Here is a 20148-nt window from a genome sequence, read left to right as displayed (position 1 = left end):
CGGTCCGCGCGTCACATTCGGGGTCACTGGTCCGTCAGGAGAGTGACGGCATGTGACGGAGGACCGACCGATGGACGCACCCATGGACGACGGCTTGGACGACGGTGGGCACGACGGCGTGCGCGACGGCCTGGAAGACGGCAGGCACGACGGCAAGGACGACAGAGAGCTGCTGGCGGCGCGGTTCGAGGCGAACCGCGCCCATCTGCGGGCCGTGGCCTACCGGATGCTCGGCTCGGCCGACGAGGCGGACGACGCCGTCCAGGAGGCGTGGCTGCGGCTGAACCGCACCGACGCCGCCGAAGTCCGCAACCTCGGCGGCTGGCTGACCACGGTGGTCGGCCGGATCTGCCTGGACATGCTGCGCTCGCGCCGCACCCGCCGCGAGGAGCCGATCACCGCGCCGGACGGATACGAGTACGGGTACGTGGGCGCGGTGACGCTGCCCGCGCCGGGGCCCGAGCAGCAGGCCCTGCTGGCCGACTCGGTGGGGCTCGCCCTGCTCGTCGTCCTGGAGACCCTGGACCCGGCCGAACGGCTCGCCTTCGTGCTGCACGACATGTTCGCCGTGCCCTTCGACGACATCGCGCCCATCGTGGAGCGCACCCCCGCCGCCGCCCGCCAGCTCGCCAGCCGCGCCCGGCGCCGCGTCCAGGGCGGCACCGAGGTCTCCGACCCCGACCCGGCGCTGCGGCGCGCGGCCGTCGAGGCATTCCTCGCCGCGGCGCGCGACGGGGACTTCGACGCGCTCCTGGCGGTCCTGGACCCCGAGGTCACCGTCCGCTCCGACGTCCCCGGGCGGCCCGGCGTCACCTCCACCCGCCGGGGCGCGGCCAACGTCGCGCGCGGCGCGGTCAGTTACGCCGCGATGGCCTCCACGGCGCGGCTGGTGCTGGTCGACGGACTCGTGGCGGCGGCGGTGGACCTGGACACCGCGGACGCGCGGGTCCTGACCTTCGCGGTCTCGGCGGCGGACGGGCGGATCACGGCCGTCGACATCGTCACCGAGCCGGGGCGGCTGGCCGCGCTGGACGTGCGACCGCTGGCGTGAATCCCCCGCGCCGTCAGGCCTGGGCGCGCAGTTCCGACATGTCGAGCTGTTCGGTCTCGTCGTGGGCCGTGAGGTCGATGACCTCGGGGCCCGACTCCGCGACGGCCTGGGCGTGTTCCGCGACGGCCTCGTCCCCCACGACGTCGTCCAGGTCGGCCACGTCGTCCAGCGCGTCCACCTCGGAGACGTCCTCCGGGTCCGCACCGCCCGCGGGCTTCTGCGTGCCGAAGAAGTCGAAGCCGCCGATGGCCCGGCTGCCGTTGCCGCCGGGGGCGCCCGGCGAGCGCTGGGGCTGCGCGTAGGGCAGGACGGCGGCGGCGACGGCCGGGACGAGGCGGTGTTCGCGGACCGGCAGTCCGGCCGGTGACGTGGCGGGCGCGGCGGTCCGGGTGTGGCTCTCGGCCTCCGCCGCGTGGCGGCCCTGCGGCTCGTCCTCGGGGCCCGCGGTGTCGCGGCGGCGGGCGTCCTCGACGGTGCGCCTGGCCTGCTGGCGGGCGGCGTTGCGGCCGAGGTCCCGCAGCGCCTGATCGGCCTTGAGGAAGGCGGCGGGGCCGACCGGCGAGGCACCGCCGGTGAGGGCGAGCTGCCGCGGGGCGGAGTCCAGTTGGAGCTGACGGCGGCTCTCCAGCACCTGGGCGCGCTCGCTCTCGGCAGTGGCGTACCGGCGGAGCAGGTCGGCGTGCTCGGTGCGGAGCCTGGCCAATTCCCCGCGCTTGGCCCGGAGTTTCTTCTCCAGGCGCCCGCGTATCTCGCGGGACTCCTCCAGGTCCGTCTCCAACTCGGCGGCCCGCTCGTCGGTCCGCCACTCCTCGCGGACGCGCGCCGCTTCGAGTTCGGCGACCGTACGGCCGGCGGAGCGGTCCCAGGTGCGGGCGAGGGCGGCGCCCGCGCACGCGGTCAGCGCGGTGGCGACGGTGAGCACCCGGATCACGCCCGTATCGCCGGAGAACAGGGCGGCGGCGGCGAGGACCGCGGCGCTGCCGACGACGGTCAGCGGCGGCAGCATCCGGTGCAGCGGCTGCGAATGGCGGTGACGTCCACGGGGCATGGCCAGAAATTTAGCGTGTGTGAAGGGATCGTGGGGAGGCGGGTCCCGAATATCTGGGCGGATTCTCACGGCGATTCGCCCGGCGAATACGGAGGGCATTCGGCGCTGCACGATGTGTCCCCCCATGTGCCGTCGGCCAATGCCGTCCTCATGTGCCGCCGCGGCGGCGCCGAGGCCCGCCCGCGCCGCCCCACCGGGCCCCGGGGCCGCCCCCGTTGGGCCCGGCGCGGGGTCCGGTGCCGGGCCCGCGCGGGCGATTACGGCGGCGCCGATACCCAGGTTCGGCGACCTGGGTGCGACGTCAACTCCGGTTCGCGGAAGGGGTTGTTGGGGTATTCCCCGACGCACTCCGGGAATTTGATCTTGAGCTTCCCCGCGACGGGATCAGAGCCGCGATCAGTGCCGCGATCAGAGTCGCGATCGGTAGCGGGATCAGTAGCGGGATCAGAAAGCGCCTTCGGCCTGTGCCGCGATGTGCGCGGTGGGGACCGTCGGGGTGCCGTCCGGCGCGGTGACCGGCAGGCCCGCCGCGCGCCACGCCTGGAAACCGCCGTCCAGGTCGGTGGCCGCGCGCAGCCCGAGGTCCTGGAGGGAGGCGGCGGCGAGCGAGGACGCGTACCCCTCGTTGCAGATCACCACGACGGTCAGGCCGGGGCCCGTCGCCTGCGGGAGGCGGTGGGCGCCCTCGGGGTCCAGCCGCCATTCGAGTTCGTTGCGCTCGACGATGACGGCGCCGGGGATCGTGCCGTCGCGGTCGCGCAGCGCGCCGTAGCGGATGTCGACCAGCAGGGCGCCGTCGTGTTCCGCGGCGCGGGCGGCGGCCTCGGGGCCCAGCCGGTCCAGCCGGGCCCGTACGGCCGCCAGGCGCGCGTCGAGCGCGGTCACCACTCCTCCGGGCGCTCGACCAGCTCCAGGCGCAGCGTGCTGCCCTTGCGGCTGTAGCGGCGGATCAGCGGCAGCGGCGGGTAGTAGGCGTGCACCGAGACGGCGTGCGAGGACGGGGAGCTGTTGGTGACCTGGTGGACGTGGTTGCGGCCGAAGGCGCGGCCGACGCCTTCCGGCAGCACGCGCCTGCGGTCCAGGCCCTCGGCCAGTTCCAGGGAGCGCCAGCCCTCGGAGGGCAGCGGCACGGACAGCGACTGCTCGGTCAGCTCACCGGCGGCGGTGACGAAGACGCCGTACGAGCCGCCGTGGTCGTGCCAGCCGGTCTCGGCGCCGGGCGGCCAGCCGATCAGCCACGCCTCCGCGCCGCCGGGGCCCTCCAGCCGTACCCAGGTGCGGCCTTCGGGGTCGAGCGGCAGATCGCCGACGACGGCGGGGTCGGCGGCCACCTTGCGGGCGAAGTCGAGCAGATCGGCGGCGGTGGGCGCGGCGGGAGCGGTCGAGGGCGCGGTGGAGACAGTGGACACGGCGGAGGCGGAAGCGGCGGCGGGTTCGGACGAGGGAGCAGCGGAATTCAAGGGACACCACCCGGGGATACGCCGCGTCGGCGGGCAGCGGGGGCGTGCGTACGAGAGATCCCTTGAGAATGAAGCGTGCCGGGTTCGTACGAAAATCAGGCCGGGGCTGCGGCTACGACGCGAAAGATGAACGAAGGACGTCGGAGGCGCGCGTCAGCGCGCGGTCGTACAGATGCAGCCCGCGTACCGGACGAGGTCCAGGTGGACCTTCCGGTGCAGATGCCATCCGGGTTCGCTCACGTAGCGGACTGAACCACGCCACCCGCCCGCCGGTCAAGCCGGACGTCCGAGTGGTGGCGTCGGCCCCGCAACGGCGGGGACCACGGGTGTCGGATACGTCTCAGGATGCGGGATACGTACCCGGGGGCGGGAGGTGCGGCCGGGACGCGCGCGCCTCGGGCGCGGGTCAGCGGCGGTGCGGGGTCGTGCCGTGCGGCACCGTGTCGTCGTCCTCGGGGAGGCGGCAGACCCGCTCCAGGAAGATCGCGGCGGCGATCACCGCGATCCCGGCGACGACGGCCAGGCCCGCGTAGATGGCCTGCTGGCGGCGCGGGTCCATGTCGAGGTCGTACATCACCAGGTAGAGCCCGGTGCCCGCGTACATGCCGACGACGAGGGCCGCGACGAGGGCGCTGGCCTGGCCGAAGACGACCGCGCGGGCGGCGGCCAGCGGGTCGACGCCCTTGGCGCCCGGGTGCCGTTCGCGCTGCGCCTTGAGCCGGGAGCGCAGCGACAGCGCGGTGGCCAGGAGCGCGACGGCGATCAGCGCGAGCACGATCGGCGCGGCGACCGGCACGCCCGGCAGCGTCCCGACGTGGTCCCACAGCCGCGCGGCGGCCCATGAGAGCACGCCCGCCACCGCGAAGAGCCCCGCCAGCGTCCTGATCCGCAGCGTCCTCACCGAGTGCCCGCCTCCACTTTCTGTGCAGTGCGCCGTCCGCGCGCCTGTGTGCGCTCGTCCGCCCGCGGCCGCCCGTGGCGGATGCGCGGTACGCAGGTCCCAACGATTATTCGGGCAGCCGGAGTTCCACGTCCGTGCGCCGTCGCACCCCCGCGGAGCCGACCGCCCCGATCAGTTCCGCGACCGGGCCGTGCCCCGGCAGTTCGGCCGCCGGGTCCACGTCGTACCACGGCACGAGCACGAAGGCACGCTCGTGGGCGCGCGGGTGCGGAAGTGTCAGCGCCGGGTCGTCGGAGGCCACGTCCTGGTACGCGATGATGTCGACGTCGATGGTGCGCGGCCCCCAGCGCTCGGTGCGCACCCGCAGGAACGCCTCCTCGATGGCCTGGGCGCGCTCCAGCAGCGACTCGGGCGGCAGCGTGGTGCGCACCAGCGCCACCGCGTTGAAGTACGTGGCCTGGGAGCCCTCGGGAACGCCCCAGGGCTCGGTCTCGTACACGTGCGAGACGGCCTTGACCCGGACGCCGGGGGTGTCCTCCAGCGCGTCGACCGCGCCTTGCAGGGTCTCCAGCCGGTTGCCGAGGTTGCCGCCGAGGGCGATCACCGCGGTCTTGGGGTTGTTCAGGGTGAAGTCCGCCGCGTCGACCTGCGCGACCACGGAGGCCGGTACGGGCTGCACGGTCGGGTCGAACGCGGGCTTGTGGGCGTGCTCCCGACGGGGGGAGTTCACGGGCGCCTCCGGGTGATGGTCACGGTCACGTCGTCGAAGGGCACGGTGATCGGCGCGTCCGGTTTGTGCACGGTCACCTCGACCTCTTGCACGACGTCGTGCGCCAGGCACGTGTCGGCGATGCGCTGGGCGAGGGTTTCGATGAGGTCGACCGGTTCGCCGGAGACGACGGCCGTGACCTCTTCGGCGACCACACCGTAATGCACGGTTCTGGTGAGGTCGTCATCGGCCGCCGCGGGGGCCGTGTCGAGGCCCAGCACGAGGTCCACGACGAAGACCTGGCCGTCCTCGCGCTCGTGCTCGAACACACCGTGGTGGCCCAGGGCCTTCAGGCCCCGCAGCGTGACACGATCCACGAACTCTCTCCCGCCGGTCGGTCGGACGGCCGCCGTCCGGGGTGTCCCGGCCGGCGGCGGACGGGGCGGTCCGCCCCGTGGTCTGCTCCGAATCTACCGTCGGTCACCGACAGAGCCGGTCACGGGCGGCCCGCGGTCACGCTCCCGCCGTCCCGTCGAAGCCCTCGTCGTCCAGCAGATCGTCGCCGGGACCGCCGGATCCGCCGGGGCCCTCGCCGTCCTCGTCGTCCTCGTCGTCGTCCTCGGCCAGCACCGGCGAGCCGTGGTGGACCCACATCCGCCAGCCGTCGGCGGTGCGTCGGAAGACGTTGGTGGCCACCACCAGGCCGCCGACGAGCGAGCCCGCGGAGCCGTCCTCCTCGGCGGGGCCGCCGGTCAGGATGTTCTCGGTGCAGGTGACCACCGCGCTGTCGCCGTCGACGGCGACCTCCACGTCGGTCAGGAAGAACTGGATGTAGTCCGTGTTGGCCATGATCAGCGCGTACGACCGCATGACCTCGCGGCGTCCGCGCAGCACCGGCCAGCCGGGGTGCACGACGGCCACCGACTCGGCCAGCGGCCCGTCCAGGACCACCGACTCCAGCGCGTCCAGGTCCGAGGTCTCCACGGCGTCGTAGAACGCCTGGTTGGCCCGCTCGACGGCGCGGGCCTCCGCGGTGCGCGGCGTCATGCGCGGACCCCCCCGATCTCGATGGCGCGGGCGACGCGGACGGCGTCGGCGCTGGCGTGCACCTCGTGGACGCGGACCGCCCAGGCGCCCTCGCGGGCGGCGATGGCGGTGACGGCCGCGGTGGCCGCGTCGCGTTCCCTGGCGGGCGGCGGTTCGCCGTTGTCACCGGCCAGGATGCGGCCGAGGAACCGCTTGCGGGAGGCGGCGACCAGCAGCGGACGGCCCAGTTCGCGCAGCGCGCTCAGGTGGGCCAGCAGCGTCAGGTCGTGGTCCGCGGTCTTCGCGAAGCCCAGGCCCGGGTCGAGGATCACCAGGCCGGGGTCGATACCGCCGGCCACCGCCCGGTCCAGGCCCGCGCGCAGTTCGGTGACGACCTCGCCGAGCACGTCGGTGTAGACGGCCCGGTTGTTCATGTCGATGCTCTGGCCGCGCCAGTGCATGACGACGAACGGCACCCCGGCGGCGGCGACCGCGGGGACCATCGCGGGGTCGGCGAGGCCGCCGCTCACGTCGTTGACCAGCCGGGCGCCCGCGGCGACCGCCTGCTCGGCGACCGAGCCGCGCATCGTGTCGACGCTGACCAGCACCCCGGCCGCGGCCAGCTCCCGCACCACCGGCACGACCCGGCGCAACTCCTCCGCCTCGTCGACCCGCTTGGCGCCGGGCCGGGTGGACTCGCCGCCCACGTCCACCATGTCGGCGCCCTGCGCCACGAGATCGAGGCCGTGCTTGACGGCCAGCTCCGGGTCGAACCACCGCCCGCCGTCGGAGAACGAGTCGGGCGTGACGTTCACCACGCCCATGACCGCGCAGCGGTCCCACTCCGGCAGTCCGACGGGCCTGACGCGGCCCAGCAACGTACTCATGCGCCCAGCGTAGGGGCTACGCCCTACGCCACCGCACTCCGCTCGGTCGCGTCCACCGACGTCGCGTAGCCGGGCTTGTGCCGGTGCGGGGGGCGGGTGGCGCGCCCGGGCAGGAAACGCTGGACGGCGTCGGGCAGCGGAAGGGACAGCGTGACGAAGCCCTCGGCCTGCATGATGGCGAAGCCGATCCTGGGCAGGTCACGGGAGTTGGGGAAGACCAGGAAGCGCGGCACCCACTCGGGCTGGAACTTCGCGTTGAACTTGTACAGCGACTCGATCTGGAACCAGCGGGACAGGAACACCAGCAGACCGCGCCATCCGCGCAGCACCGGGCCCGCGCCGATCCGCTCGCCGCGGGCCAGCGCGGAGCGGAACATCGCGAAGTTCAGCGACACGCGGGCGATCCCGAGGGCGGGCGCCTCCTGGAGCGCGGCGACGATCAGCAGTTCGTTCAGGCCGGGGTCGGCGGCCCGGTCGCGGCGCATCAGCTCCAGGGACATGCCGTCCGCGCCCCAGGGCACGAAGTGCAGCACGGCCCGCAGATCGCCCAGTTCGGGGTGCGGGGCGCCGGGCTCGCGGTCCTTGTGCGCGGTGACGACCACGCAGTCCCCGTCCAGCTCCTCGCCGAAGCGGCCGAGCGCCATGGAGAAGCCGCGCTCGGTGTCGGTGCCGCGCCAGGCGTCCGCGGCCAGCCGTACGCGGTGCTTCTCGTCCTCGCTGAGGTCCCGCACCCGGCGTACCCGGCACACGTATCCGGACCGCTCGATGCGCTTGACCATCTGGCGGACATTGCGCATGGCGCGGCCCTGGAGGGTGAAGGCGGAGGTGGTGACGATCGCCTCGTCGCCCAGCTCCAGGGCGTCCAGGCCGGTCTCGCGGGTCCACACCTCGCCGCCGGTCTCGCTGCACCCGACGACGGCGGGCAGCCAGGCGTGCGCGCGGGCCAGCTCCATGTACTGCTCGATGGCGCCGGGCCACGCCTCGACGTCGCCGATCGGGTCGCCGCTGGCGAGCATGACGCCGGACACCACGCGGTAGCAGACGGCGGCCTTGCCGCTGGGCGAGAAGACCACGGACTTGTCGCGGCGCAGCGCGAAGTGGCCGAGCGAGTCGCGGGCGCCGTGCCGGGCCAGCAGGGCGCGCAGCCGGTCCTCGTCGGCCTCGCTCAGCTCGGCGACCGGGCGTCCGGGGCGCAGCGCGAGGAAGGCGGTGGAGATCGCGATGAGCAGGCCGAGGCCGCCCAGCGAGTAGCCGACCAGGTCGTTGACCCGGTCGCTGGTGTACGTGACGGGTCCCTCGAAGCCGAACAGGCCGAGCAGGACGTGCTCGCAGCGGTCGAGGAAGCCGGGGTTGCCGCGCTCGGAGGACGGGTGGGCGCTGGTGATGACCAGGCCGAGGGAGAAGGCGACGGTGCTGAGGCCGACGAAGTTCAGCAGGGCCCGCCAGCGGGTGCGCGGGTCGGACAGCGCGGTGAACTCGTCGCGGTAGGAGATCAGCACCCACAGCAGGCCGAGCGAGACCAGGGCCCCGAAGATCGAGTGCCGGTAGACGAGCTGGGTGGCCGCGCCGACCGGCAGCAGCACGACGGCCGCCCACCAGGCGCGGACCTTCCCGCGCTTGAGCGCGTGCGCGAGCATCAGCAGCAGGACGCCGGTGACGACCGCGGTGGCGGCGGCGAGCGAGCTGACGGTGCCGGGGAAGACCGCGGCCATGTGGTGCATCCGGCCGTTGCGGAAGGCCGGGAAGACCGCGGAGACCACGTCCAGCAGCCCGATGACCGCGGCGGCGCTGCCGATGATCCCCGGGACGGCGGAGGGTCGCAGCCGCCAGCGGCGCGAACGCGGGGCACAGGCACGGTCAGCGGACATGCTTCACCAGGGTCCAGTACGAGCGAGTGAGTGGCGCCCAGTAGGACGCGAAACCCTGTCTGTGGGTTCCTTCGCGGGCAACGCAACTGTGACAGCTACGGCGCGTCTACGTAACGGCTACGGCGGCCCCGTACCGCACCGTGCCTACCGGGGCCGCCAGGCCAGTGCCCGAGCAGGCCCGCGCTCGGAGGCAGCCCGTGCCCGGTCAGCCGCGTGCCCGGTCAGCCGCGCCCGAGGATCAGGCTCATCGCCTCCGCGCGGGTCGCGGGGTCGCGGAGCTGGCCGCGTACGGCGGAGGTGATGGTCTTCGCGCCCTGCTTGCGGACCCCGCGCATCGTCATGCACATGTGCTCGCACTCGATGACCACGATCACCCCGCGCGGTTCCAGGATGCGCATCAGGGCGTCGGCGACCTGCGTGGTCAGCCGCTCCTGCACCTGCGGGCGGCGGGCGTACACGTCGACCAGCCGGGCCAGCTTGGACAGGCCGGTGATCTTGCCGCTGACGGCCGGGATGTAGCCGACGTGCGCGACGCCGACGAACGGCACCAGGTGGTGCTCGCAGGACGACATCACCTCGATGTCCTTCACCAGCACCATCTCGTCGTGCCCGAGGTCGAAGGTGGTGGTCAGCACGTCCTCCGGCGTCTGCCAGAGCCCGGCGAATATCTCCTTGTACGCGCGCGCCACCCGCGCCGGGGTCTCCCGCAGGCCCTCCCGGTCGGGGTCCTCGCCGACCGCGTACAGCAGCTCGCGCACCGCGGCCTCGGCCCGCTTCTCGTCGAACTCGCCGATCGAACCCTCGCCGTCGATCGTCACGGGGTCGGTCATGATGCCTCGTTCCTCCGAAGTTCGGCGAAGTGGGAAAGCTGGCCCAAAAACGGCAATGGCCCCAAGGTTAAAACCCTGGGGCCACTGCCTGCATTCCGGGTCCGGCCCGGACTGCCTGTTCTCGTGCCTGACCGGCTCGCGCCGGTCAGCTCTCCGGCGTGCCGTCCTCGGGACGGTCGACCGGCTCCGCGACGGGCTTGGTCGTGCTGACCGAACCCGTCGTGATGCCGTTGGCCGGCTGCGAGCCGTTGGTCAGTGCCAGCTCCTTGGGAGAGAGCACCGGCGGCCGGGTGGACGGCGTACGACGGGCGGAGCCCGTCCAGGCCGGACGCGGGGGACGCCTGACGATCGGAGCGAAGATCTCGGCGATCTGCTCCTTGTTCAGGGTCTCCTTCTCCAGCAGGTTCAGAACGAGGTTGTCCAGGACGTCCCGGTTCTCGACCAGGATCTCCCACGCCTCGTTGTGCGCCGTCTCGATGAGCTTCTTGACTTCCTCGTCCACCAGCCCGGCGACCTCTTCCGAGTAGTCGCGCTGGTGACCCATCTCACGGCCGAGGAACGGCTCCGAGTCGCTGGAACCGAACTTGATCGCGCCCAGCCGCTCGGTCATGCCGTACTGCGTGACCATGGCACGGGCGGTCGCGGTGGCCTTCTCGATGTCGTTCGACGCGCCGGTGGTCGGGTCGTGGAAGACCAGTTCCTCCGCCGCCCGGCCGCCCATCATGTAGGCGAGCTGGTCGAGCATCTCGTTGCGCGTCGTGGAGTACTTGTCCTCGTCGGGCAGCACCATCGTGTAGCCCAGCGCGCGGCCGCGGGACAGGATCGTCACCTTGTGGACCGGGTCGGAGTTCGGCGAGGCCGCCGCGACCAGGGCGTGTCCGCCCTCGTGGTACGCGGTGATCTTCTTCTCCTTGTCCGACATGATCCGGGTGCGCTTCTGCGGACCGGCCACGACGCGGTCGATCGCCTCGTCCAGCGTGGCGTTGTCGATGACCTTCTTGTTGCTGCGCGCGGTCAGCAGCGCCGCCTCGTTGAGCACATTGCTCAGGTCGGCGCCGGTGAAGCCGGGGGTGCGGCGGGCGACGGCCATGAGGTCGACGTCCGGTGCGACCGGCTTGCCCTTCTGGTGCACGCTGAGGATCTCCACGCGCCCCTGGAGGTCCGGCGGGTCGACCGCGATCTGCCGGTCGAAACGGCCGGGACGCAGCAGCGCCGGGTCCAGGATGTCGGGCCGGTTCGTGGCGGCGATGAGGATCACGCCGCCCTTCACGTCGAAGCCGTCCATCTCGACCAGGAGCTGGTTGAGGGTCTGCTCGCGCTCGTCGTGACCGCCGCCCAGACCCGCACCGCGGTGCCGGCCGACGGCGTCGATCTCGTCGACGAAGACGATGGCCGGGGCGTTCGCCTTGGCCTGCTCGAACAGGTCGCGGACGCGGCTGGCGCCGACACCCACGAACATCTCGACGAAGTCGGAGCCGGAGATCGAGTAGAACGGCACGCCCGCCTCACCCGCGACAGCGCGGGCCAGCAGGGTCTTGCCGGTACCCGGACGGCCGTACAGCAGCACGCCCTTGGGGATCTTGGCGCCGACGGCCTGGAACTTCGCGGGCTCCTGGAGGAATTCCTTGATCTCCTGGAGCTCCTCCACCGCCTCGTCGCAGCCGGCCACGTCGGAGAACGTCGTCTTCGGCGTGTCCTTGGTGATCAGCTTCGCCTTGGACTTGCCGAACTGCATGACGCGCGAGCCGCCGCCCTGCATCTGGTTCATCAGGAACAGGAAGACCACGACGATGAGGACGAACGGGAGCAGCGACAGCAGAATGCCGACGAAAGCGTTCTGCTTCGACGGCGAGACGGTGTAACCGTCGGGAAGGGTGGTCCCCTTCACCTTGCCGTCGACGATGTTCTGCAGCTCCGCGGCGATGGCCGAGCCCTGGTTGCCGATGTAGCTGGCGCGGACCTTGGAGCTGCCCTCGACCTTGGATCCGTCCCTGAGCTGGATCTTGATGGAGTTGTCGTCGCCTGTCGTCAGCTCGGCGGACTTGGCCTGGTTTGATTCGATCGCATGTAGAACCTCGCCGGTATCCACCGTCTTGTAGCCGCCGCCGGACCCGACGACCTGCATCAACACGACCACGGCGAGGACAGCCAGCACGATCCACATGACTGGCCCACGGAAATAGCGCTTCACGTCCATCCATGCGGGGCGAAGTCGCCCCGTCCCTCCTGCCACAGTGAGGCACCGCCGCCTGCTGGCCGCGCGTGCATGCCGGTGTATGACCCGACCTTCGGACGGTACCCCAGCATTGTCACCCGAGGTTGCCGCCGACCGTTAACAATCCCGCCTTCCCCTGCTCCAACGGCGGGAAACCGACTGGGGTTCCCGGGGCCGAACGGGGTGTGGCCGACGTCATGACTGTGCCGCGCCGGACCGCCGGCGGCGGGCCGACGGGAGTCAGCCACCGTATACGTGCGGGGCGAGTGTGCCCACGAACGGGAGATTGCGGTACTTCTCCGCATAGTCCAGGCCGTATCCGACCACGAACTCGTTGGGGATGTCGAACCCGGTGTACTTCACGTCGAGCTGGACCTTGGCCGCCTCGGGCTTGCGCAGCAGTGTGCAGACCTCCAGGGAGGCGGGGCCGCGCGAGCCCAGGTTGCTGATCAGCCAGGACAGCGTCAGCCCGGAGTCGATGATGTCCTCGACGATCAGGACGTCACGGCCCGCGATGTCGGTGTCCAGGTCCTTGAGGATGCGCACCACACCCGAGGACTTGGTGCCGGCGCCGTAGGAGGACACCGCCATCCAGTCCATCGTCACGTTGCTCGACAGCGCCCGTGCGAGGTCCGCCATCACCATCACGGCGCCCTTGAGGACACCGACGATCAGCAGGTCCTTGCCCGCGTAGTCCCGGTCGATCTGCGCGGCGAGCTCGCTGAGCTTCGCGTCGATCTCTGGCTTGGAGATGAGCACTTTCTCAAGATCGGCGCCCATGTCGTTCTCGTTCACTGCGCGGTATGTCCCTCAAGTAGTCGGCTCCCTGGTCGCTGGGCGACGGCAGCTCTACGACGGCGAGAACACCAGTCTGCCATTGGCCCTGAGAACGGCGACGCCGCCCGGCAGGTTGAGGGCTTTCTGTCCGTGCCAGCCGGTGACCAGCCGGTCGACCTCCTCGATGTGCCGGGCGAAGAGGAAGCCGGGGGGCGAGCCGGCGGCGATGGCGGCGCGGCGCAGGACGCGGCGGCGTACGGCGGCGGGCAGGCCGTGCAGCCGCAGCGCGTCCAGGCTGCCGTCGTCGCCCGCCGCGTCGGCCTCGGCGTCCGCGGCCCACTGGTCCAGCGCGTCGGCGTCGTCCCTGGAGAGCTGCGCGGTGCGGGCCAGCGCCTCGACGACGCCTTTGCCGAGGGACTTCTCCAGGACGGGCAGGGCTTCGTGTCTGACGCGGGAGCGGGTGTACGCGGGGTCGTGGTTGTGCGGGTCCTCCCACACGGTGATGCCCTGGGCGAGACAGCCCTTGCGTACGGTGTCGCGGTCCAGCAGCAGGAAGGGGCGCCGGTACCGGCCGCCGGTACCGGAGACCGCGGCCATTCCGGCCAGCGAGCGGGTGCCGGAGCCGCGGGCGAGGCCCAGGAGCACCGTTTCTGCCTGGTCGTCACGTGTGTGGCCGAGCAGGACGGCGGCGGCGGCGTGCGATTCGGCGGCGGAGTCGAGCGCCGCGTACCGGGCGTCTCTGGCGGCGGCTTCGGGACCGCCCTGGCGGCCGACGGTGACGCCGATCGCGTCGACCGGGTCGAGGCCGAGGCCGCGCAGCCGCCCGGCGACCTCTTGGGCGCGGCCGGCGGAGCCCGCCTGGAGGCCGTGGTCGACGGTGACGGCTCCGGCGCGCACGCCGAGCCGGGGTGCTTCGAAAGCGAGGGCGGCGGCCAGCGCCATGGAGTCGGCTCCGCCGCTGCACGCGGCGAGCACCAACGGGTGCGGGTCGGTGGACGCGGTGAGGACGTCGTGCAGGACGCGGCGGACCGCCAGGCGTATCGCCGCGACCGTGGGGTGGGGTCCCATGTCCGGTTTCCCTCCTGAGGAGGCTATGAGGAAAGCGCCGAAGTGACGCAGGGTATCCAGATGGTGACAGAAGCTCGGGGCTTACCCGAGCATCGCACGCGCTACCCTGCGCCTACGGTCCCTCGGACGGGTGAACCCGAGGGCGGACACGGCCTTCATGAGCGGTTACGCCCTCACGATTCGCTACGGCTGTGCACCCGCGCGACCCACTCGGCGGGTTTGGCGATCTCCGCCTTGGTGGGCAGCGTGTTGGGCGAGGTCCACACCCGGTTGAAGCCGTCCATGCCGACCTCGTCGACGACCGCCCGGACGAAGCGCTCGCCGTCGCGGTACTGGCGGAGCTTGGCGTCCAGGCCGAGGAGCTTGCGCAGCGCCTGGTCCAGGCGGCCCGCGCCGCTGGCCCTGCGCTGGCTGAACTTCTCCCGGATCTCGGCGACGGTCGCCACGACCTCGGGTCCCACGCCGTCCATCACGAAGTCCGCGTGGCCTTCGAGCAGCGACATCACGGCGGTCAGCCGGGCCAGGATCTCCCGCTGGGAGGGGGTCTGCACCAGGTCGACCAGGCTGCGGTCCTCGTCGCGGTCCTTGTCGGCGTCTTCTTCCTTGCCGCCGCCGGAGCCGGTGAAGGACTGCACGGCCTCCCTGACCCGCTCGATCACCGTCGAGGCGTCCAGTTCGGTCTCGCCGAGGAACGCCTGGATCTCGCCCTCGATGTGGTCGCGCAGCCACGGCACCGCGGAGAACTGGGTGCGGTGCGTCTCCTCGTGCAGGCACACCCACAGGCGGAAGTCGTGCGGGTCGACGTCCAGCTCGCGCTCGACGTGCACGATGTTCGGCGCGACCAGCAGCAGCCGTCCGGCACGGGACTCGCCGGGGCCCGGCTTGACCGGTCCCGCGGGCATGTCGCGGCTCGGCGGCGCGAAGGTCTCGTACTGGCCGAGCACCCGCGAGGACAGGAAGCTCAGCAGCATGCCGACCTCGACGCCGGTCACCTTGCCGCCGACCGTGCCGAGCACGACTCCGCCGGGGCCGCCGGGGCGGCGCGCCTGCATCTTTCCGAGCAGGGGCTTCATCACCTCCCGGAACCCGGCCACGTTGGCCTTCACCCAGCCCGCCCGGTCCACGATGAGCACCGGGGTGCCGTGCGGTGGCACCTCCGCGTCCCCGTACATCCGGGTGAACTCCCTGACGTGCGCCTCCGACTCCTGCGCGTGCGCCCGCAGCTCCGCCACGATGGCCCGAGCCTCGTCCCGGCTCACCTCAGGCCCCGGCCGCGTCAACCGCTGCGCGGTCGCCACGGCGAGGTTCCAGTCGACCATCTCGCTTCCACCGATGCTCGTCATGCCTTCACGGTACGTTGCCGCTCCCCCTTTGGGCTCCCCCACCAACAGGTTCCCCCTCCGGCCGCCCCCCGAAATACGGCTTCAGCCCCTCCGGCTAACGCCGCCTCAAACGCCGGCGGGGCTGTTCCCCCCACCCACCCGCCCTTCCCCCTGCCGGGGGGGCACCCCAGCCGGAGACGGCGTTCAAGGCCGACGCCAGCGCCTGGCGGTCGCGCCAAAAACACCGATCCAGCCCGTCCGGCGATTGAGGACACCAGCCCGTGGCCCAAGCCCGTTTCTTCGAGCCCGTCCGGCGATTGAGGACTCCCGCCAGTGCCCCAACCCCGTTTCTTCGAGCCCGTCCGGCGATTGAGGACATCGGGGGTGCGGGCTAGGGGTGGGTGGTGAGGGCGGCGGCCAGGTGGTCGAGGGCTTTCTGCGCGCCGCCAGGCGAATCCGTGCCGTGGGTGAGGAACGCGAAGGCGAGGAGGCGCCCCGCGGGGGACACGGCGGTGCCGGCGATCGTGTTGGTCCCGGTGAGCGTCCCGGTCTTGGCGTGGACCACCCCGGCGCCCCCACCGCCCCGGAAGCGGTCGGCGAGCGTGCCGGTGAAACCGGCGACCGGCAGCCCGGTCAGGACCGACCGCATCTCGGGATGCGCGGGACTCGCCGCGAGCGCGAGAATCCGGGCCAGCGTGGTGGCCGACAGCGCGTCGTCCCCGTCGAGTCCGCTCCCGTCGTGGAAGGCGGCACCGGCGAGCGGCACCCCGAGCCGCCGCAAGGCGTCGGGAATGGCGCTCGCCGCCCCGGCGAAACTGGCGGGCCGCCCGAGCGCGCGGGCCACATGCCGGGCCAGCGCCTCGGCCACGTCGTTGTCGCTGTCGGTCAGCATCCGCTCCACCAGCTCCGACAGCGGCGCGGACTGATGGGCCGCCAGCCGCGTACCCCCGTGCCCGCCGGCGGGCGCCGCCTCGCCCTTGACCCTGATCCCCCGCTCCCGCAGCAGGTCCGCGAAGGCGTCGGCGGCCGACTCGGCCGGATCGTCGGCGCGTTGCGCGGGCCCGCTCGAACTGTGGTCGAGCCGCCCCTCGCGGACCATGAGCGCGGTGACCGGCGCGAGGTTCTCGTTGGGCCCGATGGGGTGGAGCGCGGTGCCGCTGAACAGGGACGTGTCGTAGCCGAGCCGTACGGACGTGGTGCCGCGCGCCTTGAGCGCGGCGGCGGTGTCGTCGGCGAGCCCGCCGAGTTCGAGGGTCGGGTCGCCGCCGCCGACCAGGACGACCCGGCCGGCCGCGGTGACCACCACGGTCGTGGTGAGGCGGCGGCCGGGCCCGAGCGTGCCGAGCGCGGCCGTCGCGGTGGCGAGCTTGGTGGTGGAGGCGGGGGTGGACGGCGTACCGGCCCGGTGGTCGTACACGACGGTCCCGGTGGCCACGTCGATGACGGTCCCGGTGCGTACGGTGCCGAGCCCGTCGGCGTTCATCAGCGGGTCGAGGAGGGCCTTGAGGGCGGCCGGGTCCGGCGGCGTACCGGCGGACGAGCCCTTGCCCGTACCGGGCGCGGCGGCGGGCACCGGGGCCAGTACGGGGGCGGCGGACGGCGCGGGCGGGGTGATCCGGGGCGTGGGCACGGCGGTGCGCGGTCCCGAGGCCACGACGTGGTCCCGGCCGGCCGCGTGCTCGCGCTCGGCCGTACGCTGGCCTGCGTCCCACGGGCCTGCCGCGGCCACCGCCCCGGCCGCCACCGCCAGACCTATCGCGGCCGACCCCGCCACGACCTGCCACGTCTTGCCGTGCGGCACCCCCGACCAGCCCCTTTCGCGACCACCCACATGCGTGGGAGACACTTAATCACCCGCAGTATGCGCTGATCATGGAGGAGTAGGGCCTTGGAGTTCGACGTCACGATCGAGATCCCGAAGGGTTCGCGGAACAAGTACGAGGTGGACCACGAGACCGGTCGTATCCGCCTGGACCGCAGGCTCTTCACCTCGACCAGTTACCCGGCCGACTACGGCTTCATCGAGAACACCCTCGGCCAGGACGGCGACCCGCTGGACGCGCTGGTCATCCTGGACGAGCCGACCTTCCCCGGCTGCCTCATCACGTGCCGGGCGATCGGCATGTTCCGCATGACGGACGAGGCCGGCGGCGACGACAAGGTGCTGTGCGTGCCCGCGTCGGACCCGCGTGTGGAGCACCTGCGTGACATTCACCACGTCAGCGAGTTCGACCGGCTGGAGATCCAGCACTTCTTCGAGGTCTACAAGGACCTCGAGCCCGGCAAGTCCGTCGAGGGCGCCAACTGGGTCGGCCGCACCGAGGCCGAGACGGAGATCGAGGAGTCCTTCCGCCGTCTGAAGGAGCAGGGCCCGGGCCACTGAAGCCCCGCCGCACCTGAACGCCGGGCGGCCGACACGTCATCAGCGACGTGTCGGCCGCCCGGCGTTTCCGTGCCCGAGCGGGGTCAGAAGCCGCGGGTGCGTTTGGCCGCGCCGCGCGGGGCGGCGGGGCCCGGCGGCTTGAGGACCAGGCGGGCCAGCTCGCCGCCGAGGTTGACGCCGATGGCGATGGCCAGGGCGAGGGCGGCGGCCCGGGTGAGCAGGGTGAACGCCTGGTCGGAGTGGTTGTTGGTGAGGGCGAGCAGCCCGAAGTACGTGGCGGATCCGGGCAGCAGCGGGCCGATGGCGGCGGTGACGTACGGCAGCACGGACACGTACCGGTAGCGGGCCATCAACTGGCCGAAGAGGCCGACGAGTCCGGCCGCGGCGGCGGTGGCCGCGACCTGGTTGCCGCCCGCCTGCTGGTGCAGGACGCCGTAGACCGTCCAGGCGATGCCGCCGTTGAGGGTGACCAGCGGCAGGACGCCGCGCTCGCACTGGAGCAGCACCGCGAAGGCGAGGGTCAGCACCATCGCGGCCAGCAGCTGCACCCACGGGTGGTCGTACGCGCGCAGCGCCTGGTCGGGGTTGAGGTCGGCGCCGAGGGTGGTGAAGCCCGCGTAGAGGATGACGGTGACGCCGATGACGATGCCGACGACGAGGTACATCACCTCCAGCAGCCGGGCGGAGGCGGTGATGTAGAAGCCGGTGAGGCCGTCCTGGACGGCGGCGACCAGCGCGCGGCCCGGCAGCAGCGCGAAGAGCCCGCCGGTGATCACCGCCGACGCCTGGACGCCGTTGGCGCCGGGGATCCAGTGCGCGTACCGGTCGATGAGGACGCCCATCGCGGCGGCGGGCATCGCCGCCGCCGCGAACTGGTAGAACTCCGGCAGCCCGCGCCCGGCGAGCAGCCACGCGAGCCGGTCGCCGAGCATCGCGGCCAGCGCGGCGGCGGCGAAGATGACCGGGCCGCCGCCGACCAGGACGCTGGCCGCGCCCGCGAGCAGCCCGGCGGCGCCGGTGAGCGCCCAGGAGCTGTACGGGTGCCGGTTGCGGCGGATCTCGGCGAGCCGGCGGTACGCGTCCTCCAGCGTCGCCTCGTGCGCGGTGATCTCCTCGACGAGCTGGAAGACCGCGGCGAGCCGGGTGTAGTCGGTGCCGCGGCGGCGCACCGTGCGGCTCATGGTCAGCGGCGGGTCGGTGAGCGAGGGCTGGAAGGAGATGCCCAGCAGCGTGAAGGTGACGTTCGGCTCGACGCGGGCCAGTCCGTACGCGTAGCTGACGCCGAGCATCGCCGCCTCGACGTCCTCGGCGCCCTCGCCGCCCGCGAGCAGCAGTTCGCCGATGCGCAGGGTCAGGTCGAGGACGCGCGGTACGGGGACCAGGTGCGCGGTTTCCTGGCGGTCCGCGGGGGTCTCGGGTGCGGGGCGCTCGGTGACGGGGATACGGACCATGGCCCGCATCCGGTCCTGCCACCGCGCGTCGGTGGGCGGCAGGACGACCATCGGAATGCTCCCGGTGGTGCCGGTGAGGCTTGTCGGGCCCGTCGTACCCGTTGTTCCGGAAGCTCCGGCTGTTCCCGGTGCTCCTGTTGCTCCGGGCGTTCCCGCTGTTCCCGCTGTTCCCGCTGTTCCCGCTGTTCCCGCCGTTCCGCCGGGCGGGGCGAATGCGCTGCCCGTGACGACCGGGGGGAATGTGGTGCCTGTGGGGGGTGTGAATTCGGAGCGGACCTCGTCCGACTCAGGTTTTCCGTCGTCGGACACCGGTCGTGCTCTCCTTTCCGCAATCCGCGTTTCTGTGAATCCTGTGAATCACGGGAATCCCGCCGACGCCCCCGTTCCCCCGTTACGGCGTCGGTTCCCGCAGGTCAGCGCTTTTGCGCGCGGTGCCGGCCGGGGGTGCGCGGCGCGGCGGGAACCGGCTCGGGGCCGCCCGCCGCCGGGCCCGTACCGGCGCCCGTACCCGGAATCACGGCCTCCTTTTTCGCCTTGCCGCGCGACCGCAGGTATTCGATGCCGATCGGCACGACCGAGAGCAGCACGACCAGGACGAGCATCGCTTCGATGTTCTTGTGCACGAATTCGATCTGGCCGAGCCAGTATCCGAGTACGGTGACACCCGCACCCCACAGTGTCGCGCCGATGAGGTTGAAGGTGACAAAGGTGCGGTAGTTCATTCGGCTGACGCCTGCGACGATTGGGGTGAACGTTCGTACGATGGGCACGAAGCAGGCCATCACGATCGCCTTGGGTCCATGGCGCTCGAAAAAGGCATGTGCCTTCTCGATATTCTCCATCTTGAACAAGCGTGAGTCGGGCCTGCGGAACAGCGAGGGTCCGACCTTGCGGCCGAACAGATATCCCGCCTGTTCGCCGAGCACCGCCGCCACCGCGATCAGCGCGGCCACCAGCGCGAGCGGCTGGTGCAGCGTGCCGGTCGCCACCAGCAGACCGGTCGTGAACAGCAGTGAGTCTCCGGGCAGGAAGAAACCGATGAGGAGCCCGGACTCGGCGAACACGATCAGCAGTACGCCCCACAGGCCGTACGTGTTGATCAGATGGTCCGGGTCGAGCCAGCTCGGGCCGAGCGCGATGGTCGTCACGGAC

Annotated in this window: 19 protein-coding genes; 2 read left to right on the top strand and 17 right to left on the bottom strand. The window is 72.3% G+C overall.

The window, feature by feature from the left end:
- Positions 1-70 precede the first annotated feature (70 nt).
- Positions 71-1051 (top strand): sigma-70 family RNA polymerase sigma factor, encoded by a 981-nt coding sequence (locus ACIP4Z_RS20490; RefSeq protein ID WP_401309956.1) that lies wholly within the window; start codon positions 71-73, stop codon positions 1049-1051.
- A 13-nt stretch (positions 1052-1064) separates the two neighbouring features.
- Here the strand turns inward: ACIP4Z_RS20490 and ACIP4Z_RS20485 are convergent, their stop codons facing one another.
- The 15 genes from ACIP4Z_RS20485 to dacB all read right to left on the bottom strand — a co-directional run bounded on the left by ACIP4Z_RS20485 (position 1065) and on the right by dacB (position 16963).
- On the bottom strand, positions 1065-2099 hold the full coding sequence (locus ACIP4Z_RS20485) for a hypothetical protein (RefSeq protein WP_401309953.1): 1035 nt from the start codon (positions 2097-2099) through the stop codon (positions 1065-1067).
- Between the two features lie 444 nt (positions 2100-2543).
- Positions 2544-2984: a rhodanese-like domain-containing protein gene (locus ACIP4Z_RS20480; RefSeq protein ID WP_401309950.1), complete on the bottom strand. Its 441-nt coding sequence runs from the start codon at positions 2982-2984 to the stop codon at positions 2544-2546.
- Positions 2981-3508 (bottom strand): cysteine dioxygenase, encoded by a 528-nt coding sequence (locus ACIP4Z_RS20475; RefSeq protein WP_355337304.1) that lies wholly within the window; start codon positions 3506-3508, stop codon positions 2981-2983. Before ACIP4Z_RS20475 ends, ACIP4Z_RS20480 begins: the two co-directional genes overlap by 4 nt.
- 457 nt (positions 3509-3965) lie before the next feature.
- Positions 3966-4460 carry a DUF3180 domain-containing protein gene (locus ACIP4Z_RS20470; RefSeq protein WP_401309947.1) on the bottom strand — a complete coding sequence of 165 codons (495 nt, stop codon included), beginning with the start codon at positions 4458-4460 and terminating at the stop codon, positions 3966-3968.
- 106 nt (positions 4461-4566) lie between these two features.
- Positions 4567-5190 carry a 2-amino-4-hydroxy-6-hydroxymethyldihydropteridine diphosphokinase gene (gene folK / locus ACIP4Z_RS20465; protein ID WP_355337298.1) on the bottom strand — a complete coding sequence of 208 codons (624 nt, stop codon included), beginning with the start codon at positions 5188-5190 and terminating at the stop codon, positions 4567-4569.
- Entirely contained in the window at positions 5187-5546 is a 360-nt protein-coding gene (folB, locus tag ACIP4Z_RS20460) for a dihydroneopterin aldolase (RefSeq protein WP_355337295.1), read from the bottom strand. Before folB ends, folK begins: the two co-directional genes overlap by 4 nt.
- Before the next feature lie 136 nt (positions 5547-5682).
- Complete coding sequence (locus ACIP4Z_RS20455; protein ID WP_355337292.1) at positions 5683-6216, bottom strand: nuclear transport factor 2 family protein; 534 nt, start codon at positions 6214-6216, stop codon at positions 5683-5685.
- Positions 6213-7082 carry a dihydropteroate synthase gene (folP, locus tag ACIP4Z_RS20450; RefSeq protein ID WP_391043034.1) on the bottom strand — a complete coding sequence of 290 codons (870 nt, stop codon included), beginning with the start codon at positions 7080-7082 and terminating at the stop codon, positions 6213-6215. Before folP ends, ACIP4Z_RS20455 begins: the two co-directional genes overlap by 4 nt.
- Positions 7083-7105: 23 nt before the next feature.
- Positions 7106-8950 carry a phosphatidylglycerol lysyltransferase domain-containing protein gene (locus ACIP4Z_RS20445; protein WP_391162505.1) on the bottom strand — a complete coding sequence of 615 codons (1845 nt, stop codon included), beginning with the start codon at positions 8948-8950 and terminating at the stop codon, positions 7106-7108.
- A 221-nt stretch (positions 8951-9171) separates the two neighbouring features.
- Complete coding sequence (gene folE / locus ACIP4Z_RS20440; protein ID WP_188283469.1) at positions 9172-9780, bottom strand: GTP cyclohydrolase I FolE; 609 nt, start codon at positions 9778-9780, stop codon at positions 9172-9174.
- 145 nt (positions 9781-9925) lie between these two features.
- On the bottom strand, positions 9926-11977 hold the full coding sequence (gene ftsH / locus ACIP4Z_RS20435) for an ATP-dependent zinc metalloprotease FtsH (protein WP_355337283.1): 2052 nt from the start codon (positions 11975-11977) through the stop codon (positions 9926-9928).
- 258 nt (positions 11978-12235) lie between these two features.
- Positions 12236-12790, bottom strand: coding sequence for a hypoxanthine phosphoribosyltransferase (gene hpt / locus ACIP4Z_RS20430; RefSeq protein ID WP_355337280.1), 555 nt, complete (start codon positions 12788-12790; stop codon positions 12236-12238).
- Positions 12791-12844: 54 nt separating this feature from the next.
- Complete coding sequence (tilS, locus tag ACIP4Z_RS20425; RefSeq protein ID WP_401309940.1) at positions 12845-13840, bottom strand: tRNA lysidine(34) synthetase TilS; 996 nt, start codon at positions 13838-13840, stop codon at positions 12845-12847.
- Between the two features lie 173 nt (positions 13841-14013).
- Complete coding sequence (locus tag ACIP4Z_RS20420; protein WP_355337274.1) at positions 14014-15183, bottom strand: zinc-dependent metalloprotease; 1170 nt, start codon at positions 15181-15183, stop codon at positions 14014-14016.
- A 370-nt stretch (positions 15184-15553) separates the two neighbouring features.
- The gene (dacB, locus tag ACIP4Z_RS20415) at positions 15554-16963 is read right to left on the bottom strand and encodes a D-alanyl-D-alanine carboxypeptidase/D-alanyl-D-alanine-endopeptidase (RefSeq protein ID WP_401309936.1); all 1410 of its coding nucleotides are present in this window, start codon (positions 16961-16963) and stop codon (positions 15554-15556) included.
- 87 nt (positions 16964-17050) lie between these two features.
- Here dacB and ACIP4Z_RS20410 point away from each other — a divergent pair, with 87 nt between their 5' ends.
- Entirely contained in the window at positions 17051-17545 is a 495-nt protein-coding gene (locus tag ACIP4Z_RS20410) for an inorganic diphosphatase (RefSeq protein WP_188283474.1), read from the top strand.
- An 83-nt stretch (positions 17546-17628) separates the two neighbouring features.
- Here the strand turns inward: ACIP4Z_RS20410 and ACIP4Z_RS20405 are convergent, their stop codons facing one another.
- Positions 17629-19047, bottom strand: coding sequence for a threonine/serine exporter family protein (locus ACIP4Z_RS20405; protein WP_391043026.1), 1419 nt, complete (start codon positions 19045-19047; stop codon positions 17629-17631).
- 362 nt (positions 19048-19409) lie between these two features.
- Entirely contained in the window at positions 19410-20144 is a 735-nt protein-coding gene (locus ACIP4Z_RS20400; RefSeq protein WP_401309932.1) for a DedA family protein, read from the bottom strand.
- Between the last annotated feature and the right edge of the window lie 4 nt (positions 20145-20148).

The sequence above is a fragment of the Streptomyces sp. NPDC088910 genome (assembly GCF_044749865.1).
Lineage (GTDB): Bacteria > Actinomycetota > Actinomycetes > Streptomycetales > Streptomycetaceae > Actinacidiphila.
Note: the sequence above shows the minus strand (reverse complement) of the source record. Positions and strands in the feature narration are given on the sequence as shown.